Raw genomic sequence first — 20,429 nt, 5'->3', positions numbered from 1 at the left:
TAAAAAACCGATTTCCTCAGCCGACCGCCCCTTCGAGGCTCACCTGCATCAGCGCTTCGGCCTCGACCGCGAACTCCATCGGCAAGTTGTTGAAGACCTCTTTACAAAAGCCATTCACGACGAGGTTCACCGCGTCCTCTTCCGACAACCCCCGTTGCTGGAGATAGAAGATCTGCTCTTCGGCAATTTTCGAGGTCGTCGCTTCGTGTTCCACTTGCGCCGTGGGGTTGGCGACCTCGATGTAGGGGTAGGTGTGCGCACCGCATTCGCCGCCAATCAGCAGCGAATCGCACTGCGTGTAGTTGCGCGCCCCCTCGGCGGTGGGCAAAATCTTCACGAGGCCCCGGTAGGAGTTCTGCGCCTTGCCGGCACTGATCCCTTTCGAGATAATCGTGCTGCGCGTCCGCTTGCCGATGTGGATCATCTTGGTGCCGCTGTCGATCTGTTGCCGGTGGTTGCCTACGGCCACCGAGTAGAACTCGCCCACCGAGTCATCGCCCCGCAGGATACAGCTCGGGTACTTCCAGGTGATCGCCGAGCCGGCTTCCACCTGAATCCACGAGATTTTGCTTCGGGCGCCCCGGCACTCGCCGCGCTTGGTGACAAAGTTGTAGATCCCTCCCCGACCCTCTTCGTCGCCGGGGTACCAGTTTTGCACCGTCGAATATTTGATCTCCGCCCCTTCGAGGGCGATCAGTTCGACCACTGCCGCGTGGAGCTGGTTTTCGTCGCGCATCGGCGCCGTGCACCCTTCGAGATAGCTCACATAGCTCCCCTCGTCGGCGATGATCAAAGTGCGCTCGAATTGTCCGGTATCGGTCGCATTGATCCGGAAGTAGGTCGAGAGCTCCATCGGGCACCGCACCCCTTTCGGGATATAGACGAAGGAGCCGTCGGAGAATACAGCCAAATTGAGTGCCGCGAAGAAGTTGTCGCCCGGAGGGACGACGCTACCGAGATACTTCTGAACCAATTCCGGGTGCTCCCGCACCGCTTCAGAGAAGGAGCAGAAGATGATCCCGAGCTCGGCGAGCTTCTCGCGGTAAGTGGTCGCAACGGAGACGCTGTCGAAGACCGCGTCGACCGCCACGCCGGCTAAGCGCGCCCGCTCGTGGAGCGGCACCCCCAGTTTTTCGTAAGTTTCGAGGAGCTTCGGGTCGACCTCATCGAGGCTCTTCGGCCGATCTTTTCCCAACTTCGGGGCGGCGAAGTAGGAGATCGCCTGGTAGTCGATCGGCGGGTAGGTGACATGGGCCCAGTGGTGGGGCTCCTCCATCTGTTGCCAGAGACGAAAAGCGTTGAGACGCCACTCGAGGAGAAATTCGGGCTCCCCTTTTCGTTCCGAGATCCGCCGGATCACCGTCTCGTCAAGCCCTGGAGGGAAGACCTCTTCCTCGATCTCAGTAGCAAAGCCATACTTGTATTCGCGCGCAACGAGCGCCTCAACATCACGGGTAGAGGTCATCGCATACTCCTATACTCCTCGTTCCATTTACCACGCTACAGCGGCAACCGTTGTTTGGTGGCGGGCACCTATCCGGTCGATTGCGGCAAGTAGCCCCGCAATCTCTTCCTGCTGCGTCGTCCAGCCAGTACTCACCCGAACCGCAGAGCGGGCGAGCGACGCGTCCACACCCATGGCACTGAGCGTGTGCGAAGGACCGGGATGCGCACTCGAACAGGCGGAGCCACTTGCCACCGCAAACCCTTCGCGGTCGAGTTCCATCACCCAGCTCTCCCCCACAGCCCCCGGAAGGGCAAAGAAGGTGGTGTTGGGAAGTCGCGGGGCGTCTGCTGAGAAGATCACCGCACCCCGTGCGCGCAACCCAGCTTCGAGCTCCATCTGGAGCGCCCGGGTGTGGTTCGCCCAAGCTGGCTGCGCTTCGGTGACCTCAGGGACGACCGCGCCGAGCGCAGCAATCGCCAAACCATTTTCGGTCCCCGACCGCCACCCCGCCTCCTGCCCTCCGCCGGCAATGAGCGGCGCCCAATCGACGCGGCGATTCACCACCAGCACCCCCACCCCGATCGGCGCGCCGATCTTGTGGCCCGAGAGGGTGAGGGCGTCGACGCCCAACGCCGCAAAATCGAGCGGGAGTTTCCCCCACGCCTGGACCGCGTCGCAGTGGACCACCGCGCCAACTGCTCGCGCTTCGCGCGCGAGCTCCACAACCGGCAGGATCACGCCGCTTTCGTTGTTCGCGAGCATCATCGAGACGAGCTGCGGCCGCTTCGCCAGAACCGCTTCCCACCCCTTCGGGTCGATGCGCCCTTCGCGGTCGACGGGGATCCTCGCCACCTCCCAACCCAAGCGGGTGAGTTGATGCGCCGGCTCACGGACCGATGGGTGCTCGATCGCCGAGATCGCGACACAACCGGGCGTGGACCGCGCCCAGGCCACCCCTTTGATGAAGGCGTTGTTCGCTTCCGATCCGCCACTGGTGAAAACCACCTGATTGGGCATCACCCCAAGCGCGTCAGCGACCCGATGACGCGCCGCTTCGATCGCGGCGCGGGTCATTTCGCCCCAGCGATGGCGGCTCGAGGCGTTGCCGAAACGCTTCGCGTGGAGCCACTCGGCAACCACCGCTTCAGCAGCGGGGTGGAGCGGCGCCGAGGCGTTCCAATCGAGGTACACAGCGTTCATCGGCCCCCACGGCGAATCGGTTTGATTTCACCCCGGACCACCTGCCCCAACGTCACCGATGAGAGGTACTCGGTGATTTTGGCATTGAGATTTTCCCAGAGGTGGTGGGTGGCACAGATGTGGTCGTTCAAGCAGTTCTCTTTGCCGCCGCACCGGGTGGTGTCGATCCCCTCATCGACAGCATCGACGATTTCGGCAATCGAAATCGCATCGAGCGGTCGCGCCAAGCGGTAGCCACCGCCGGGGCCCCGCGCACTCGTCACGAGCCCTGCTCGCCGCAGTCGGGCAAAGAGCTGTTCCAAATAGGAGAGCGAAATCTCCTGGCGTTCGGCAATGGTCGCGAGCGGTACTGGCCCCTCTCCCTGCTGCTCGGCAAGGTCAACCATGGCGCTCACGGCAAACCGTCCTTTGGTCGTCAACTTCATCGTCGTCTTCCTATCCTTTGGCTACCCGCAAAGATATAATAATTGACTAAAAAAGTCAAGAATTAGTTCCACCCCGCGGCCTATTCCATCCACCGGCTCACCCGCTTGGGGTCAAACTCGCGGTCGGGGGCGAGCGCCCCATCATCGACATGAATCCCCGAAGCAGCGAGCTGCCGCAGTAGGCGTTCAAACCGCCGATCTGCTTCGACGAGGTGATCGAGAATCGCGTGCATCGCTTTGACGAGCGGATCGTCGAGGTCACGTGTCACCCCGTAAGCGGTAAAGCCGATCTCTTCCGCCTTGCGCCGACGCGCCTCCTCGACGTCCCGCTGGGTCGCGTCGTCCTCGGGAAGGATGATCCGGGCAGGGTTACCGACCGCGGTGGCCCGTGGCGGGACCGGTTTGACGACTACCGCGTTTGAACCGATCTTCGCCCCCTCCCCCACCGTAAATCCGCCAAGGACTTTTGCCCCAGCGCCGACCACCACCCCGCGCTCCAACGTCGGATGGCGCTTGGTCCCGCGGTAGAGTGAGGTTCCGCCTAGCGTCACCCCTTGATAGATCGTGCAGTCATCCCCCACTACAGCCGTCTCACCGATGACCACCCCCATCCCGTGATCGATGAAGACGCGCCGGCCGATCTGGGCGCCGGGGTGGATCTCGATCCCCGTGAGCCAGCGCGTGAGGTGGCTTACCCAGCGCGCGAGCCAATAGAAGCGGCGACACCACAGCGCGTGCGCGAAGCGGTGCAACCAGACGGCGTGAAGCCCCGGATAGCAGGTCACGACCTCCCAGCGGGTGCGTGCTGCCGGGTCGCGTTGCAGCACCGCGTCGATATCCTCTTTGACTCTGGCGATCCAACCCATCGTTGCGCTCAAAAGTTGACTGTTTCGCTCGATTATACCGACTTCCGTCTCTTGGCCATTTCTCCGCACCGTTTGAGAAAGCCACGCAAAATATTCGCTTCGGCCCGTTCGAGGCGCGAACGCAACAGCCACCGGCGCAGACGCGCTTCGAGCCGCTTCGGCTCCTGGGGGTCGTAAAACCCCACCTCTGCGGCCACCGCGAGGAAATGGGCGACCACGCCGTCGATCTCCGCAAGCATACAAGGAACCGCATCGGGTTGCGGCACCGCCGCATGGGGCAACACCAGCTCACCCTCGGGTGACAATGCTCGCGCCAAAAGGTAGGCGGCAATCTGCACCGCAGAAGCGAGATTGAGCGACCCGTAGCTGGGACTGGTCGGAATCGCGACAGGAAAAGAGCAGCGCCACACCTCGTCGTTGTTGAGCCCATGCGCCTCGTTGCCAAAGACGAGTGCCACCCTCGCTTCGGGCATCGCGCTCAAATGGCTCTTCGCCTCGGCGACAAAACGCTCAGGGGTCAGAAAAGTGTTGGCAAACTCGCGACTGCGCGCGGTAAAGGCCGCAGCGAGTGTCACCGAGCGGAGCGCGTCGACAAGGCTCGCGACCACGGTGGCGCGCTGCAAAAGATCAGCCGCGCCGCTTGCGCGCGCGACCGCCTCGGCGTCCAGCGGATCACACTGCGGCGCAACGAGGACCAGCCGGGTAAAACCCATCGTTTTGAGCGCCCGTGCCGCCCCACCGACGTTCCCAGGATGTTGCGGCCGCACGAGAATGAAATCGACCCGTTCCTCCACCTGCTAAAATTCCCGTTTAGACCAATTGTGCGATTCTCTCACGCTCACCTACAGGATGTCACGATCATGATCGTTCACCCCACCCTCAACATCGCGATCAAAGCGGCTCGCCGCGCTGCCCAGATCATCAACCGCGCGGCGCTTCAGATCGAGCGCTTGACCATCGAACGCAAAGCCCAGAACGATTTCGTCACCGAGATCGATCGCGCCGCCGAGGCGGCGATCATCGAAACGATCCGCGAAGTCTACCCCGACGACCGCATCATTGCCGAGGAGTCGGGGCGCTCCGGGGATCAACGCGAAGCCAACGAATGGATCATCGACCCGCTCGACGGCACGACCAATTTCATCCACGGTCTGCCGCAGTTTGCGATCTCGATCGCGGTTCGCCGCCATGGGCAACTCGAGCACGCTGTGGTCTTCGACCCGAGTCGCAACGAGCTCTTTTGCGCCTCGCGCGGTGGTGGTGCCTACCTCAACGACCGTCGCATCCGCACGAGCCGCCTCGACCGGTTGAGCGAAGCGTTGATCGGAACCGGCTTTCCCTTTCGCGAAGGGCAAAACATCGACACCTACTTGGCGATCATGAAAAACCTGATGCGTAAAACGGCGGGACTGCGCCGTCCGGGTGCCGCTTCGCTCGACCTCTGTTATGTGGCCTGCGGCCGCTACGATGGCTTTTTCGAATCGGGTTTGAGTCCTTGGGACATCGCTGCGGGGGCGTTGATCATTCAAGAGGCGGGAGGATTCGTCACCGATTGGGAGGGGGGGGAGCGTTTTCTGGAAAACGGTTCGGTCGTCGCCGCCAATCCGAAACTTTTCCCCGCGCTCCTTGCCGAGATTCAGCGCGCGACGGCAGAGCGTGCCAGCTGATCCCGTTCCTGTCCACAAAAACTGTGGATAACTTTGTGGAACGATTGGCAAAAACGGGCGCAAAGGGCGTCGCCAAGCGGCGGACAACAGATCGAACCCATTTTGACCACCAAAATAAAACATTGATAAACAACAAGTTAGAAAACTTGGCCGTCGATCAACGGGAAAGCGCGCCGCACGCGCCCATCGGCCACGGTGGGGTTGACCTTTGGGGATTTTTTCAACCATGAGCACCCAGTCCCTCCTCCCTGATGCGCGGCTCGAGGCCCACACCCCGATGATTCGGCAATACCTGGAACTCAAGGCCGAGCACCCGGAGGCGCTCCTCCTCTTTCGGATGGGGGACTTTTACGAACTCTTCTTTGACGATGCCTCGATCGCCGCGCGGGTTCTCGACCTCACCCTCACGACGCGGGGCGAATCGGCTGGGCAACCGATCCCGATGGCCGGGATTCCCCACCACGCGCTCGAGAACTACCTCGGGCGGCTCGTCCGGGCGGGTTATGTGGTCGCGATTGCCGAACAGATCGGCGACCCCAAAAGTAAAGGGCCGATGACGCGCGCGATCACCCGCATCTGCACCGCCGGCACGCTGGTCGAGGCGGGGCTACTGGATGAACGCCGCGACGCCCCAGTCGTCGCGCTCCTCCCCGGCAAAAAACGGGGGGGTGTCTACTATGGGATCGCTGCGCTGACGCTCTCCTCCGGCCACTTTGTGGCGCTCGAGTGTCGCGACGAGATGCTCGCCACCCACCTCGAGCGGATCGAACCGGCGGAGCTCCTCTACCCCGAGGAGCATGCGCCCCCCTACGCCGGCCCTGCGGCGTTACGCCCGCTTCCTCCGTGGCGTTTTGCCGTCGATTCTGCCGAGGAACGGCTCAAAAAGCAGTTCGGAGTCGCTGACCTCACGGCGTTTGGTCTCTCCCGCGACGAGACGCCGCTCGCGCTTGCCGCTGCGGGGGCGGTGCTCGCCTATGTGGCCGAGATGCAGAAGGGGCCCCTTCCCCATGTCACGACACTCATGCGCGAGACCACTGAGCGGTACGTCAACCTCGACCCAGCCACCCGCAGGAACCTTGAGCTCACCGCAACGCTGCGCGGCGAAGCGGCGCCAACCCTCCTGTCGACGATCGACTTCACAGTGACCGCGATGGGCGGCAGATGGCTTCGCCACGCCCTCCATCAGCCGCTGCGCGACCGCAGCGAGATCCTGCGCCGCCAACGGGTCGTCGGCTATGCCGTCGCCGCCCCGGAGTTTCGCCGCGCAGCGCAAGCGCACCTCACGCAGATCGCCGATCTCGAGCGGATCGCCAGCCGCGTCGCGTTGGGGAGCGTCCGTCCGCGGGAACTCGCCGCGATCCGCGACGCCGCGCCTGCCCTGACCGCTCTTGCGGAGCTCTTGCCTCACGACGACGCCGCTCAACTCTGGGCGCGCTACCAGAGCGCCCTTCCCCTGCCGCCTGAAGTAGTCACGCGCCTCAATGCCGCGCTCGTCGCCGACCCCCCAATGGTTCCCCGCGACGGCGGGATCTTTGCCGCGGGCTACGATCCCCTCCTCGACGAACTCAAGACGCTGCGCGCCAACAGCACCACCTTCCTCCTCGAACTCGAAGCGCGGGAGCGGGCGCGCACGGGAATCCCCAACCTCAAAATCGAATACAACCAGGTCCACGGCTACGCGATCGAGGTGAGCAAAAGCCACCTCGATAAGGTTCCTCCCGACTACCGCCGCCGACAGACCCTCAAAAACGCCGAGCGTTTCATTACCCCCGAACTCAAAGCGTTCGAAGAGCAGGTGCTTGCAGCCGAGGAGCGGGCGCTCGCGCGCGAGCGGCTCCTCTATGACGAGCTCGTCGCGTGGCTCAAGCCCTTTGTCCCGGCGCTGCAAGCCACCAGTCACGCGGTTGCCGAGCTCGACGGGCTCATCGCCCTCGCGGAAGCTGCCGACCGCTTCGCCTGGTCCCCACCGACCTTTACCGACGAGCGAAAAATCCTCTTTCAGGGGCTTCGCCACCCAGTCGTTGAACAGCAGATCGAGCAGTTCGTCGCCAACGACCTCACCCTCGACGGGGAGACGCGGCGGCTCCTCATCATCACCGGCCCCAACATGGGCGGGAAATCGACCTACATGCGGGCGGTGGCGTTAGCCACCCTCCTTGCCCATATCGGCAGCTTCGTCCCCGCGCGCCAGGCGACGATCGGGCCGATCGACGCGATCTACACCCGAATCGGCGCCTCCGACGACCTCGCCTCAGGCCGCTCCACCTTTATGGTCGAGATGAGCGAAGCGGCCTACATTTTGCGCCACGCAAGCGACCAGAGCCTGGTGCTCATGGATGAGGTGGGGCGCGGGACATCGACCTATGACGGTATGGCGCTCGCGCACGCGATCGCTCGCCACCTCCACGACAAGAACCGTGCGCTCACCCTCTTTTCCACCCACTATTTTGAACTCACCGAGCTTGCCACACAACTCTCGGCGTGCGCCAACGTCCATGTCGCCGCGACGGAATATCAAGGGCAGGTGGTTTTTCTCCACGAAGTGCGCGAAGGGGCGGCGAGCCAAAGCTACGGGCTCCATGTCGCTGCGTTGGCGGGCATTCCCCGCGACGCGCTCCGGGTAGCCCGCCGCACCCTCGCGGCGTTGGAACGAAACCGCCATCCCATCCCGCAGCAGCTCTCACTCTTTACTGCAACTGACGAGGAGACGCCCAAGGAGCAACCGGAGGTTGCAGAACCCCCTTCCCCTCACTGGCCCGAGTGGCTTGCGCCCCTTGCCGAAAAGAGGCCCGAGGAGCTCCCCCTTGCGGTGGTGCTCGACCTCTTGACGCGGCTCCACGTCGCGTTGACGGAGCGCCTGACTCATTCGGAGTAACGCCGACCTGCGCCGTTCACCCTAGGCACCAACACTCCGCTGGCTGGACAACCCGAGTGCCTCACCCGCTCGAAGCCAAAACCTTCCGCCACACCGTCTTACCGCCGCTCGCTTGATCGATCTCGGCCAGAATCGCTTCGTGCAGCGCCTCCTCCTCTTCGCTCACCGTCACCCGGGCAATGACCAGGGCGGAGTCCCTTCGCCAGCGATCTAAACCCCTTTGACCGGTTTCATTTCCCCTGCGCTCATCGATCAGCAGCGATTCTTGACCGCGCGTCATCGCCAGATAGACTTCGGCGAGCAACTCGGCGTCAAGGAGCGCCCCATGGAGCGTCCGATGGCGGTTGTCGATCCCGTACCGTTCGCACAGTGCGTCGAGCGACGCCCGCTTGGTGGGGTCGAGCGTTTTCGCCAACTTGAGGGTATCGACAATCTCCGCCGCGACCGCCTCAATCGTCGTTTCGAGCCCGCTCCGGGCCAATTCGGCGTTGAGGAAACCCAAATCGAACGAAGCGTTGTGGATCACCACCACCGCCCCACGCAAAAAATCGAGGAGCGCCGGCGCCACTTCGGCGAACTTGGGCTTGTCTCGCAGCATCTCGTCGGTCAAACCGTGGACCGCGGTCGCCCCTGCGTCGATCGGACGCTCTGGGTTGAGGTATTCGTGGAAATGGCGGCCAGAAGGTTTTCGCCCAACCATCTCGACGGCACCGATTTCGATCACCCGATCGCCCCGCTTCCAATCGAGTCCCGTCGTCTCGGTATCCAAGGTGACGATCCGCTCCATCTGCTACCCCTCGTGTTTGTTAGACCCAGTGCGAAGTGCTTTGATCGCGTCGCGCGCAAGGCGATCAGCCAACTCGTTCCCCTCGTTGCCGTCGTGCCCCTTGACCCAGTGCCAGGTGATCGGGAGCTCCTTGGCCACGCGTGCAAGGCGCTCCCAGAGGTCGCGGTTGGCGACAGGACTCCCTGACGCCGTGCGCCAACCCCGCGCCTGCCACCGCGGCAACCACTCGGTGATCCCCTTCTGGACATACTGACTGTCGGTGTAGAGGTCAACGGGTACTGGGCGCTTGAGCGCCTCCAACGCTGCGATCACCGCCATCAGCTCCATTCGGTTGTTGGTGGTCATCGCCTCGCTTCCCGAGAGCCTGCGCTCCGTGCCGCGCCAGCGGAGCACCGCCCCCCACCCCCCTGGGCCGGGGTTTCCCGAACAGGCTCCGTCACTGTAAATTGTCACACGCTCTTCACTCATCGTCGTGAGTCCAATGGTTCAAGGATGCCGGACGCGCACCCGCCAGGCGCGTCGCCCGCAGATGGAGCTGTTGCCGCCAGTTGGGCTCGATCAACCGCACCCCCGCGACCCGTTTGATCGCCTCAACCAGGTAGACCGAACCGAGGGCGGGAAACCAGCGATCTCCGATCGACTCCCACCGCGCACCCCAACGCGAGGAGGGGCCCAACGGCGCGTAGACGCCAAACCGCCCCAGACGCGTTTCAAACCCCAAAACCCGAAGATGGTCGCGCAAGCGCGGAACCGACAGGGTCGGGAAAGGGGGGATGCGGCCGGTGAGCCGCCACGGCGACCACGGATTGAACGCCACCCAGTAGAGCCGCCCTTCGGGGACCAAAACCCGATCGATCTCGCGCAGAACCGCAAAAGGGTCGCGCGCGAGCGACCAGACAAACGAGGCAAGCACACAATCGATCGCGTTGCTCGCAAACGGCAACTGCTCCCATTCGGCACGAATCTCACCCGCGTCGGGCGCGACACTCCAGCGCCAGCGCACCCGCGCCGCAGCGAGCGGCTCAAAGGGCAACACCCCAAGGTGGATCGCGTAAAATCCGACCTGCTCCGCCAAAAAATGGGGTAATTTCGCCTCGAGCCACTTCGTAACCTGGTTGCCGGCGGCGGTAGCGAACCACTCGCGCAACTGACGACTAGGAGAATCGGCTATGTCTGATCGCCTGAAAATCGTGCCCCTCCCCGCATTCGAAGACAACTACATCTGGATTGTACACGACGACAAGCGGGCGCTTGCGGTCGATCCGGGCGATGCCGCACCCGTTTTGGCGTGGCTTGAGCAAAAGCATCTCACCCTCGGCGCGATCCTCGTCACCCACCACCACACGGACCACACGGGCGGAATCGACGCACTCGTCTCCGCAACCGGGGCGACCGTCTATGGCCCTGGCCGTGAGTCGATCCCTCATTGCGATCAGCCGCTCATCGGAGGAGAACGGATCGAGGAGCCGGGAGGTGTACCGGTCTCTTTCGACCTCTTCGCAATTCCGGGGCATACCCGGGGGCATCTTGCCTACTGGGGAAACGGCTGGCTCTTCTGTGGCGACACCCTCTTCTCCGCCGGCTGTGGTCGCCTCTTTGAGGGGACGGCTGAAGAGCTCTTTACCTCGCTCATGACCCTCAAAGGGTTACCCGACGAAACTGAGGTCTATTGTGCCCACGAATATACGCTCAAGAATCTCGCCTTTGCCAAATGGATCGAACCCGATAACCCCGAAATTGGCCGTTACCGCGCGCAATGTCAAGAGCGTCGTGCGCAAGCGCTTCCCACCCTTCCCTCGACGATCGCGCGCGAAAAAGCGGTCAATCCCTTCTTTCGGGTCACAGAGAGCGCAACGATCGCCAAACGTTTACAAGAAGAGATGGGAACCGCGACCCGGAACTTCTCGCATGAAGAGATGCCGGCCGTAGAACGTTTCCGGCTGCTGCGCGCGTTACGCGACCGGTTCTAGCTGCTGCAGCGCCTCGGCCGACATCACCACCGCGCGGTTACGTCCCAAAGCCTTCGCGCGATAGAGCGCGCGGTCGGCAAGATCGAGGAGTACCGCAGGGGTGTTCACCCCAGGGGTAACACCCGGCACGGCCGTCGCTCCCCCGACCGAAACGGTGACCATTTGCGCCGCGAGTGAATCGGGGTGAGGGATCGCCAGCGCCTCAACGGCAGCGCGCATCCGCTCAGCGACCTTCGCCCCCCCCACCTCGTCCACGTCAGGGAGAATCGCGGCAAACTCCTCGCCACCGTAACGGGCCAAGAGATCACCCGGACGCTGTAACGCGCCCGCCAGGGCCTGCGCGACCCTTTTCAGCACGTCGTCCCCCGCGAGATGGCCGCGCGAATCGTTGTAACGCTTGAAATAGTCGACGTCGAAAAGAAGCAGCGTCAAAGGGTGATGGAGACGTTGACACCGCCGCCACTCCTCGAGGAGCCGCCCGTCGAATGCCCGGCGGTTCGCCACCCCTGTGAGGCCGTCGACATGAACCATCGCTTGCAACCGGCGATTGGCCTCATCCAGACGTTGCGTCAGCAGCAACAGACTCTTTTGCGCCTGCGCGAGCCGCTGCATCGCCCGGAGCTTCGCCGTCAGCACCACCGCCGAGATCGGTTTGGTGAGATAGTCGTCGCCCCCGGCGGAGAGGCCTGCTTCGATCGCGGCGTCGTCGTTTTTTGCAGAAAGGTAGATGATCGGCGTCCATTCGCTGTTCCGTTCGCTCGCCCGAATGCGCCGCGCCACCTCAATGCCATCGATTCCGGGGAGCAGAATATCCAACAGGACAATATCGGGCCGCTCCCGCTGGAACGCCGTTACCCCCTCCTCCCCGTTCTTCGCGACAAAGACCTCGAAACCGAGCGCCTCGATGTGCCGCACGAGCACCGCTGCGGTCGTCTCGGTATCTTCGACCACCAGAACTTTCATCGCCCCCCCCTCCGGCAGAAACGGGTCAGCCCCCGTGCGGGTGACCGTGGGCAATCTCGTCGGGCGTTGCGGGACGGACCGCGGCAATTTCGATCTCGAAGACCAACGCCTGCCCCGCAAGGGGGTGGTTGCCATCGATCACCACTTTGCCGTCAGCGATATCGGTAATCCGGTAGATCACATCCTCCTCTCCGGCCTCGGTCACCCGCTCGAACGCCATGCCGACCTCGATATTTTCAGGGAAAAGGGTGGCGTCTTCCACCAGAACCAGCGTTTCGTCGTAATCGCCAAACGCCTCTTCCGGCTGCAACTTCACCGTAAAGCGCTCGCCCACGCTTTTGTCGTGGATGAGCTCTTCAAGGCGGGGAAAGATCCCGTCATAGCCGCCATGGAGATAGACGAGCGGCTCAGCACCCGCATCGATCACGTTACCATCGGTATCGAGCACCCGATAGTTGAGGGTCACCACCGAATCTTTTGTCACACGCATAGACCTTCCCCTTTTTGGTTTCGAGGATTGTAGCAGCTCTGCTACAATTGTGACCATGGGACGTGCTGAACTCACCCAGCGGCAAGAAGCAATTCTCCGCTTCTTGTATCGCTTCCACGCCGCGCACGGTCGCCCCCCCACGCGACAGGAGGTGTGCGAAGCGTTTCATTTTCGCTCACCCAACGCGGCCCAATGTCACCTTCAGGCGCTTGCCGACCGGGGACTCATTGCGATCGATCGCGGCCTTGCCCGCGGCATCCGCCTCCTTGCCGAAGCTGAACCCGACTGGCTCAGGGAGAGTGAGGTTTCGGAGAGCGCGCCCGCAGAACAACTCCCGGTGATCGGGAAAGTCGCTGCCGGCGCACCGATCCTTGCCGCCGAGCACATCGAGGCGTACCATCCGATCGCCCCCACCGCCTTTCGCCCCCGCGCCGACTACCTTTTGCGCGTCGTCGGCGACAGCATGGTCGGCGCCGGGATCCTTCCCGGCGATCTGGTCGCTGTGCGGCAGAGCACCGAGGTCCAAAGCGGTGCGATCGTCGTTGCCCGCATCGACGACGAAGTCACCGTGAAGCGCTTCTACCCGCGAGGTTCGACGGTCGAACTGCGCGCCGAAAACCCCGCCTATTCCCAGATTCTGGTCGACCCCAAGCGCCAGGCGTTTGCGGTGGAGGGGGTGGTCGTTGGCGTCGTGCGCCCTACCCTCTAAGCACACTCCTCTTTTCCCCACCTGCAACCTCAGACAACGCCAACCACGCTGCCCGCCGCGCGCGAACCGCTGACGAAGAACGCCGCGCACAAGCGATCCGCACCCTTTTGACTGCTGGTTCAGCGAAAACGGCTTGACGCTCCCGCAATAGCCCTTCGCGGAAAAAGTGGATCGTCACGCGGTCGCCCGCGCTGTAGCGTTGGCAGATCCTCTCCCACGTGGAAGGGGTGACCTGGACGCCGTCGATCGCCACCACCTCGTCGTGCGGAGAGAGCCCCGCTTCTTCCGCGCTGCTTCCGGCCAAAACCTGTGCGACCACCAAGCGGCCCCGCGCGCGCTCCCCCTCATGCCAGCGGATGCCCAAGTTGGGAAATGGGTCGCATTCCGTCTCGACAACCAACCCCATCCGCTTCGCCAAGCGGGCGAGCGGCTCCGGCTGCGGCGACGTCACCTGGCGTCGCAGCCACTCAGCAACGGCCCTTCCGCCGACCGCCTCGACCATCGCAAAGACCTCCTCTTCGCTTACCCCAAGCTCGTTGCAGCCGTATGCGCGCCACAACGCCTGCACCACCTCGTCGAGCGAAGCCCCCTGTTCGCGCAGCCGCCAATCAAGCGCGCACGCGACGACCGCCCCTAAGGTATAGTAGTTGGCAAAGAGGCTTGCGCTGTGGTCGTGCGCGCGGTAGAACTTGATCCACGCGTCGAACGAGGCGTCCGTGAGCGACTGCACCTGATGGCCGGGGTTGACCACGACGCGGGTGAGCTCCTCAGCAAGGCAGCCGAGGTAGGTTGCCGGGTCGATCACCCCGGCGCGGCGCAAAAAGAGGTTGTCGTAGTAAGCGGTCCACCCCTCAAAGAGCCACAAAAGGCGCGTCGGTTGTTCGGCAAAATAGTGGTAGACCCGATACTCCCGCGGCCGCAGCCGTTTGACAAGCCACGCATGGAAGTATTCGTGGCTGAAAAGCCCAAGGAGTTGGCGATACCCCTCCGGCGTCCCGACCATCCCTTCCCACGGGAGATTTGTGCGCGTCGCCACCAGTACCGAACTGTTGCGGTGCTCCAACCCGCCATACCCCTCGTCGGTCACATGAAGGTGAAAAAGGTAGCGGTCGAAAGGGGCCGCACCGAAAAAGGCGATTTGCGTTGCACAGACGGCGGAAAGATCGCGGATGAGGCGCGCGGAATCGAAGCAGTTCGTGTGCCCCGTGACCACCACCTCGTGGGGAATCCCCTGGACAGCAAAGGGTAACCGCAAGAGCGGCCCCATCGTGATCGGGGTATCGACCAACTCGTGGTAGTCATGAGCCCGGTAGCGGCCCGCCCCATTCGCCTCGACCCGCTCGGGCAGAAGGGTCGTCGCCACCGTCCACTCGGGGTGAGCGGGGGACAACGCCAAATCGAGAAGAACCGTCTCGCCCAGCCGCCCTTCCGGCACCAAAAAGAGGCTGGTGCCATTCAAAAGGACCCGATCGTCGCTCAAGAAGGACTCGCGAACCGAGCGCTCATGCGCCCAGAGTTCGTAGCAGACCGTAATGGGGTCATTTGCCGCCACCCCTTCGATCACCCAGCGGTTTTTCGCCTCCTTCACCACCGGAAGCGGCAACCGCCGCCCCCTTCGCGTTGTCCAGGCGTTTACCGCGATGACGTGGCGGGCAAACTCCCGTACCAAATAGGAGCCGGGAATCCAGACCGGCATGAGGAGCGCAACGCTTCCCGCTTGCGCGGCAGTAAAGGTCAAGGTCACTGCAATCCGATGGTTGCGGGGGTCTGAAAAGGCAAGCGAATAGTGAAGCATCGTTTTATTCCCCGGGGGCAAGCCAAACCGCGCGATTACGCCCCTCCTCCTTGGCGCGATAGAGTGCCCGGTCGGCACGCGCCAAAACGTCATCGAGCGATCGATCAGAGGAGCCGACCTCGGTGACCCCGATACTGCAGGTGTAGGAGATCGCATCGCCCGCAAAGTTCACCTGCCGGCTGCGCACCGCAGTGAGCAGCCGTTCAAAGGGGATCAACGGCTGATCGTTGGGCGGCACCAACGGAACGAGAATGCCGAACTCCTCCCCGCCGAGCCGGCCCAAACCATCCATTGAGCGAAAGTTGTCGTGCAGGACGCGAGCAAAATCGCGCAACACCGCGTCGCCCGCACTATGGCCGAAGGAATCGTTGATCCGTTTGAAGTGGTCGAGGTCAACGAGTGCCACCGCAAGCCGTTCGCACCCGCCACCTCGCTGATAGCGAGCAAATTCGCTTGTTGCCCGCTCCATGAAGGCACGACGGTTCGGCAGCCCCGTGAGCACATCGGTCAGTGCCAGATGGCGCAACTGCTGCTCGAGCTCGATTCGTTGAGTGACGTCGTGGAGGACATAGACGGAAAAGATTTCACCAGAAGTCGGGGACTCAAACCGGGTGACAATCCGCTCGACATACAAGAGGTGGTCCCCGAGTGGCAGCGTGACCAAAACAGGCGCTCGGCCGCCGTTTCCCTCACTTTCGTTCTGCTCTTCACCGCCAGCCTCTTTTCCCAGCAGCTCATGGACAGCATGGCCCACAACGCGCGAACGGCTCCCGAAGAGCGATTCCGCTGCCGGGTTGGCCCACAACACCTGTTGCGACGCGTCGCAGATCAGGGTGGCGACGGGCGAGTGGAGCACCGCCTGCGACAGCCACTCTTTCCACGCCGCCTGCTCCATCTCGGCGGTGATGTTGCGGCAAACGCCGATCCCCTTGAGCGCTCGACCCGATTGCTCGTCGCGCTCAACGATTCGCCCGCGATCCTCCAGCCAAACCCACTTTCCCTCATCACTCCTGATCCGGTAGCGCTCACTGTAGAGGTCGGTCTCCCCCTTGACAAACGCAATGAGCGCCGCCCGCACCCGGGGAAGATCGTGCGGGTGCAGCCGCTTTCGCCACTCGGCAAAAGAGAATTTTCCCTGCCGCGCCGAGAATTCGCTCGGCGAAATGGCGAGCCACTCGGCCCACCTCTGATCGAGAATCGCCACCTCGGCGCGAAAATCGAGCTGCCACAGCGCAAGATCGGCAGCGGCCAACGCCAAAAAAGAGGGATCAGAGATCGAAGAGCGGTCCATAAGGGCTCAAAGCGAGCGGGGTACGCTCGGCGCAACCACGCCCAACGCCTCCCCCTCCTGATAGAGGGCGCGAGCAAACGCTTTCCACACCGGCCCACCGTGCAACTCGCTCCCCTCCTCCGCGGCCCGCGACATCATGCGGAGCATCAATTGACTGAGGCCCGCCAACTCAGCGATCAGACGATCATGAAGTTGGCGAGAGTAGAGCGATCGCTGCAGCTCCTCCTCGTGCAACTGAAAGATCTCCCGACTCAACTGGCGCAACGCCTGCTCGTTCTGCCAGTCGACCCCCAGCGCAACGAGCTTTGCCGCGATCGCATGCTCCAAGAGCTGGACATCGTTTTCCCATTCCGGTAGCACCATGGTCGCCCTCCCTGTTCCGCCGCGATTTTATCGCGACTCTCCACTTGGCACGCGCTCCCCGACCACACTGGTTCGCCATCCCTAGCGCCGGATCGGATCGGCGGTTGAATTCCCCCGTTTTTTGCGATAATGGCCCTAGCGCGATCACGGAGCAGCACCATGATTCCCCAGATCGAGGAACCGCTACCAGACGCTGGTGCGTGGGCCGAGTTCTTCGCCCAGCAGGTCGGATCCTTACCGATTTTGCGGCAGAGTCAACGAAAAGTGACCGAAATGGCGCAAGTCGCTGGCGAGATCAACATCCATGAACTTGCCGATATCGTCATCAAGGACCCTCTCCTCACGCTGCGAACGCTCGTCACCCTCCAGCAGCGAAAAAAGAGTCAAAGCCGCGAACTCACGGCGATCACCAGTGCGCTCATGATGGTCGGGCTTCAACCCTTTATCGCTCAGGTGAAGTCTTTGGAGACGGTTGAAGCGGCGCTCAGCAATGATCCCACCGCGCTCAAATGGCTCCTCTCCCGTATCGTGCGGGCACGCAAAGCGGCCCATTTCGCCCACGACTGGTCGCTCCTTCGACGCGACATCAACGCTGAAGAGGTCACGATCGCAGCGCTCCTCTTCGAGATCAACGAGATGCTTCTCTGGCTCTTTGCCCCTAAGTTGATGCAGCTCATGCTTGCATTGCGCAAACGTTTCCCCAACCACCCAATCGAAGTGTTGCAACGCAAAGTCTTCAACACCACCGACCACGAATTGCGCGAAGCGGTGATCCAACGCCTATTTCTACCAAGGATCCTCAAAGAGCTGATGGACCCGGCTAACGAAGAGAATCCCCGGACGAAAACGGTGCTGCTGGCCACCCGGTTGGCGCGCCACCTCAGTAAAAGCGGCTGGAGCCACCCCCATCTGCCTGAAGATATTGAGGCCATCGAAAAGCTGATCCACCTCAACCGTGAAGCGCTTTTGCGCCGGCTTGAGGTTCCCTACGAGTTCTGGCCTGTTTTCGGACTCACCCCTCCGGTGACCGGAGAGATACCCCAACCTACTGCGAAAGGAGTGACTGGTCGATGATCGACACCGATACCCTCAAAGCGGAAATCGCGAAAAACGTTGCCGCGGCGCTCGCCGAGGATATTGGCAGCGGCGACCTCACCGCCAAGTTGATCGATCCCGAAAAAGAGGCACGCGGGCGATTGATCAGCCGCGAACCTGCGATCCTCTGCGGCCAAGCATGGTTTGAGGCCGCTTTCCGCTTCCTCGAACCCGAGGCGATGATCCTCTGGTTTGCCCGCGAAGGGGAAGCGATCGAACCCAATCAACCGATCTGCGAGGTCGAATCGCGCGCTCGTACGCTGCTGACCGCTGAGCGGACGGCGCTCAATTTCCTGCAGCTCCTCTCCGGTGTCGCCACCCAAGTGCGCCACTACTGCCGCGCGGTCGAAGGGACCCAAGCGCAGATCGTCGACACCCGTAAAACGATCCCTGGGCTACGGCTCGCGCAGAAATATGCCGTGCGGGTGGGCGGCGGAACCAACCACCGCATCGGACTCTACGACGGCATCCTCATCAAAGAGAACCATATCATCGCCGCAGGAGGAATCGCCCAGGCGCTCGAAGCGGCGCGCCGCATTGCCCCGTCGAACGTCTTCATTCAGATCGAGGTGGAGAATCTGACGCAGCTTGAAGAGGCGTTGCGTTGTGGCGCGACGATGATTCTGCTTGACAACATGAGTCTTGAGGAGATGAGCGAGGCGGTACGCATCACCGGGAATCGCGCCCAACTCGAAGCGTCGGGGGGTGTGGATCTCGAGCGCGTCCGCCAAATCGCCCAAACCGGTGTTCACCGCATCTCGATCGGCCGCCTCACCAAAGACGTGCGCGCGATCGATTTTTCGCTACGCCACGTCGAGATTTGACCTACCGATGCAGCGCGTGCGCTTCAACATAGCGGCGCACCGCGTCCACGTCGGCAGGCAGCTCGACCACGCGCTGCGGCGCCTCTTCGATCCCGACAAATGGCGCGGGGCGCGGCGGCGCAAATCCGACCGCTTCCACGATCGTCTCGGCAAATTTCGCCGGTTGCGCCGTCTCCAGAACCACCACAGGGAAACGGGGGTCCGCAACGCGTTGCGCGACACTAACCCCGTCGGCAGTGTGGGGATCAATTAAGATGCGATACCGCTGCCACGTCTCGCGAATTGTCGCCAGGCGCCCCGCGTGGGTGTTCGCCCCCGAGACGAAACCGAAACGCCCCATCGTCTGCCAGTAAGGTGTCTTCTTGAGATCAAACGCGCCCGTCTCGGCAAGCTCCTGCCAGAGCTTTCTCACCACCGCCGCGTCGCGCTCCACCAGGTCGAAGACGAAGCGTTCGAAATTGGATGCTTTCGAAATATCCATCGACGGGCTGGAGGTCACGAAGGTCTCGCTGGAACGGCGCGGACGGTAGATGCCGGTGCGGAAAAATTCGTCGAGTACGTTGTTTTCGTTGGTCGCGAGAATCAGCTCCGCGATAGGAAGCCCCATCATCCGCGCGATATGGCCGGCCAGAATATTGCCAAAATTGCCACTCGGGACGGCGAAACTCACCGGATCACCGACGCGCTCGACCGCTTGAAAATACCCAGCGAAGTAGTAGACGACCTGCGCGGCGATTCTCGCCCAGTTGATCGAGTTAACGGCCCCCAGGCGGTAGGTCTCTTTGAAGGTCTGATCGGCCCCCAGTGCCTTGACAATGTCCTGTGCGTCGTCAAAAGAACCGCGGACAGCCAAATTGTGAATGTTCTCGTCGTTCAAGCTATACATCTGGGCCCGTTGGAACGGACTCATTCGCCCAGCAGGTGAGAGCATAAAGACGCGAATGCGGTCGCGACCACGCATTGCGTGTTCGGCAGCTGAACCGGTGTCCCCTGAAGTGGCGCCCAGAATGTTGAGATAACTCCCCTCTTTTTCCAAAACGTACTGGAAAAGAGCTCCCAGGAGCTGCATCGCCATATCTTTGAAGGCAAGCGTCGGGCCGTTGGAGAGCTCGAGAAGTCCCAGCCGCCCCTCCTCAAGCCACGTGAGCGGCGCGACGCGCGACGCCTGGATGCGCTGCCGTGCATAGGGGTAACGGCCGGCATGGTAGGTATCCAAGAGGAGTTGCGCAAGGTCACCGGCAGGAATTTCAGGGGCAAAAGAGGTGAGAATCGTAAAGGCGAGCTCTGCATAGGGGAGTCGGGAAAGCTCGCGCAGTTTCAGACTAGAGAACTGCGGATAGTGCTCGGGAACATAGAGCCCCCCGTCACTCGCCAAGCCCTCGAGCAAAATCTCACGGAATTGCCGTTGTGGTGCCTGTCCACGCGTCGAAAGATAGTGCACAACGCCCCCTTGTGTACGAAAAATGGATCAAGAACAGGGAATTATACAAGAACTCGCTTGAGCCCCGTTGCTCTGCTTGCCTTGCTGGTTTTTTTGGGTGTTGGGTGTGTGTGGAGGTGGTGATGGCCCGTGTGCAAGGGAGCGCCCCCTGTTTTGGGGTGCGCGTCTTGTGTGCGGTGTTTGCGGTGTTTCGTGTGTTGGTGTTTGGTTTGGTTTGTGGG

General features: G+C 62.4%; 21 protein-coding genes. 7 read left to right on the top strand and 14 right to left on the bottom strand.

The genetic code is table 11. The features are described from left to right. Positions 1-16 precede the first annotated feature (16 nt). From sufB to ACYQ6T_RS06920, 5 genes are all read right to left on the bottom strand, one after another. On the bottom strand, positions 17-1,465 hold the full coding sequence (sufB, locus tag ACYQ6T_RS06940; protein WP_459829219.1) for a Fe-S cluster assembly protein SufB: 1,449 nt from the start codon (positions 1,463-1,465) through the stop codon (positions 17-19). A 27-nt stretch (positions 1,466-1,492) separates the two neighbouring features. Continuing rightward, positions 1,493-2,647: a cysteine desulfurase family protein gene (locus tag ACYQ6T_RS06935; RefSeq protein ID WP_459829216.1), complete on the bottom strand. Its 1,155-nt coding sequence runs from the start codon at positions 2,645-2,647 to the stop codon at positions 1,493-1,495. Continuing rightward, positions 2,644-3,072 (bottom strand): Rrf2 family transcriptional regulator, encoded by a 429-nt coding sequence (locus tag ACYQ6T_RS06930; protein WP_459829214.1) that lies wholly within the window; start codon positions 3,070-3,072, stop codon positions 2,644-2,646. The genes ACYQ6T_RS06935 and ACYQ6T_RS06930 overlap by 4 nt, the downstream gene beginning before the upstream one ends. A gap of 80 nt (positions 3,073-3,152) precedes the next feature. Then, on the bottom strand, positions 3,153-3,938 hold the full coding sequence (gene cysE / locus ACYQ6T_RS06925; protein WP_459829211.1) for a serine O-acetyltransferase: 786 nt from the start codon (positions 3,936-3,938) through the stop codon (positions 3,153-3,155). 32 nt (positions 3,939-3,970) lie between these two features. Beyond that, complete coding sequence (locus ACYQ6T_RS06920) at positions 3,971-4,732, bottom strand: RNA methyltransferase (RefSeq protein ID WP_459829208.1); 762 nt, start codon at positions 4,730-4,732, stop codon at positions 3,971-3,973. A 66-nt stretch (positions 4,733-4,798) separates the two neighbouring features. On the opposite strand from ACYQ6T_RS06920, the gene ACYQ6T_RS06915 reads away from it, so the two are divergent. From ACYQ6T_RS06915 to mutS, 3 genes are read left to right on the top strand one after another with little or no spacing between them, the layout of a single operon-like run. Further along, complete coding sequence (locus tag ACYQ6T_RS06915) at positions 4,799-5,605, top strand: inositol monophosphatase family protein (RefSeq protein ID WP_459829205.1); 807 nt, start codon at positions 4,799-4,801, stop codon at positions 5,603-5,605. A 35-nt stretch (positions 5,606-5,640) separates the two neighbouring features. Further along, positions 5,641-5,835 carry a hypothetical protein gene (locus ACYQ6T_RS06910; RefSeq protein ID WP_459829202.1) on the top strand — a complete coding sequence of 65 codons (195 nt, stop codon included), beginning with the start codon at positions 5,641-5,643 and terminating at the stop codon, positions 5,833-5,835. Continuing rightward, on the top strand, positions 5,832-8,480 hold the full coding sequence (gene mutS / locus ACYQ6T_RS06905; protein WP_459829199.1) for a DNA mismatch repair protein MutS: 2,649 nt from the start codon (positions 5,832-5,834) through the stop codon (positions 8,478-8,480). Before ACYQ6T_RS06910 ends, mutS begins: the two co-directional genes overlap by 4 nt. Positions 8,481-8,541: 61 nt before the next feature. Here mutS and dnaQ read toward each other — a convergent pair whose 3' ends face one another. From dnaQ to ACYQ6T_RS06890, 3 genes are read right to left on the bottom strand one after another with little or no spacing between them, the layout of a single operon-like run. After that, positions 8,542-9,267, bottom strand: coding sequence for a DNA polymerase III subunit epsilon (dnaQ, locus tag ACYQ6T_RS06900; RefSeq protein WP_459829197.1), 726 nt, complete (start codon positions 9,265-9,267; stop codon positions 8,542-8,544). 3 nt (positions 9,268-9,270) lie between these two features. After that, positions 9,271-9,735, bottom strand: coding sequence for a ribonuclease HI (rnhA, locus tag ACYQ6T_RS06895; RefSeq protein ID WP_459829194.1), 465 nt, complete (start codon positions 9,733-9,735; stop codon positions 9,271-9,273). Continuing rightward, on the bottom strand, positions 9,728-10,414 hold the full coding sequence (locus tag ACYQ6T_RS06890; RefSeq protein ID WP_459829191.1) for a class I SAM-dependent methyltransferase: 687 nt from the start codon (positions 10,412-10,414) through the stop codon (positions 9,728-9,730). The genes rnhA and ACYQ6T_RS06890 overlap by 8 nt, the downstream gene beginning before the upstream one ends. A gap of 22 nt (positions 10,415-10,436) precedes the next feature. On the opposite strand from ACYQ6T_RS06890, the gene gloB reads away from it, so the two are divergent. Then, positions 10,437-11,237, top strand: coding sequence for a hydroxyacylglutathione hydrolase (gloB, locus tag ACYQ6T_RS06885; RefSeq protein WP_459829188.1), 801 nt, complete (start codon positions 10,437-10,439; stop codon positions 11,235-11,237). Here the strand turns inward: gloB and ACYQ6T_RS06880 are convergent. After that, entirely contained in the window at positions 11,220-12,200 is a 981-nt protein-coding gene (locus ACYQ6T_RS06880) for a diguanylate cyclase domain-containing protein (RefSeq protein WP_459829186.1), read from the bottom strand. The genes gloB and ACYQ6T_RS06880 overlap by 18 nt on opposite strands. 25 nt (positions 12,201-12,225) lie before the next feature. After that, positions 12,226-12,690, bottom strand: coding sequence for an FKBP-type peptidyl-prolyl cis-trans isomerase (locus ACYQ6T_RS06875; protein ID WP_459829183.1), 465 nt, complete (start codon positions 12,688-12,690; stop codon positions 12,226-12,228). 55 nt (positions 12,691-12,745) lie between these two features. Here ACYQ6T_RS06875 and lexA point away from each other — a divergent pair, with 55 nt between their 5' ends. After that, a complete protein-coding gene (gene lexA, locus ACYQ6T_RS06870; protein ID WP_459829181.1) occupies positions 12,746-13,399 on the top strand; it encodes a transcriptional repressor LexA in 654 nt (217 codons plus the stop codon). Here the strand turns inward: lexA and ACYQ6T_RS06865 are convergent. Genes ACYQ6T_RS06865 through ACYQ6T_RS06855 form a run of 3 tightly spaced genes read right to left on the bottom strand, consistent with a single transcriptional unit; the run spans position 13,389 to position 16,848 of the window. Next, entirely contained in the window at positions 13,389-15,194 is a 1,806-nt protein-coding gene (locus ACYQ6T_RS06865) for a M61 family metallopeptidase (protein ID WP_459829178.1), read from the bottom strand. The two genes, lexA and ACYQ6T_RS06865, sit on opposite strands and share 11 nt — an antisense overlap. A 4-nt stretch (positions 15,195-15,198) precedes the next feature. Then, positions 15,199-16,485, bottom strand: a complete 1,287-nt coding sequence (locus tag ACYQ6T_RS06860) for a sensor domain-containing diguanylate cyclase (RefSeq protein WP_459829175.1) — start codon at positions 16,483-16,485, stop codon at positions 15,199-15,201. A 6-nt stretch (positions 16,486-16,491) separates the two neighbouring features. Further along, positions 16,492-16,848, bottom strand: coding sequence for a hypothetical protein (locus ACYQ6T_RS06855; protein ID WP_459829172.1), 357 nt, complete (start codon positions 16,846-16,848; stop codon positions 16,492-16,494). Positions 16,849-17,007: 159 nt separating this feature from the next. On the opposite strand from ACYQ6T_RS06855, the gene ACYQ6T_RS06850 reads away from it, so the two are divergent. Continuing rightward, positions 17,008-17,922: an HDOD domain-containing protein gene (locus ACYQ6T_RS06850; protein WP_459829170.1), complete on the top strand. Its 915-nt coding sequence runs from the start codon at positions 17,008-17,010 to the stop codon at positions 17,920-17,922. After that, on the top strand, positions 17,919-18,767 hold the full coding sequence (gene nadC / locus ACYQ6T_RS06845; protein WP_459829168.1) for a carboxylating nicotinate-nucleotide diphosphorylase: 849 nt from the start codon (positions 17,919-17,921) through the stop codon (positions 18,765-18,767). Before ACYQ6T_RS06850 ends, nadC begins: the two co-directional genes overlap by 4 nt. Before the next feature lies 1 nt (position 18,768). On the opposite strand, the gene thrC is transcribed toward nadC, so the two are convergent. Continuing rightward, positions 18,769-20,208, bottom strand: coding sequence for a threonine synthase (gene thrC, locus ACYQ6T_RS06840; RefSeq protein WP_459829167.1), 1,440 nt, complete (start codon positions 20,206-20,208; stop codon positions 18,769-18,771). Between the last annotated feature and the right edge of the window lie 221 nt (positions 20,209-20,429).

This window comes from Hydrogenophilus islandicus (assembly GCF_054657095.1).
The sequence above is the reverse complement of the archived record's forward strand: the minus strand, read 5'-3'. Positions and strand labels throughout refer to the sequence as shown.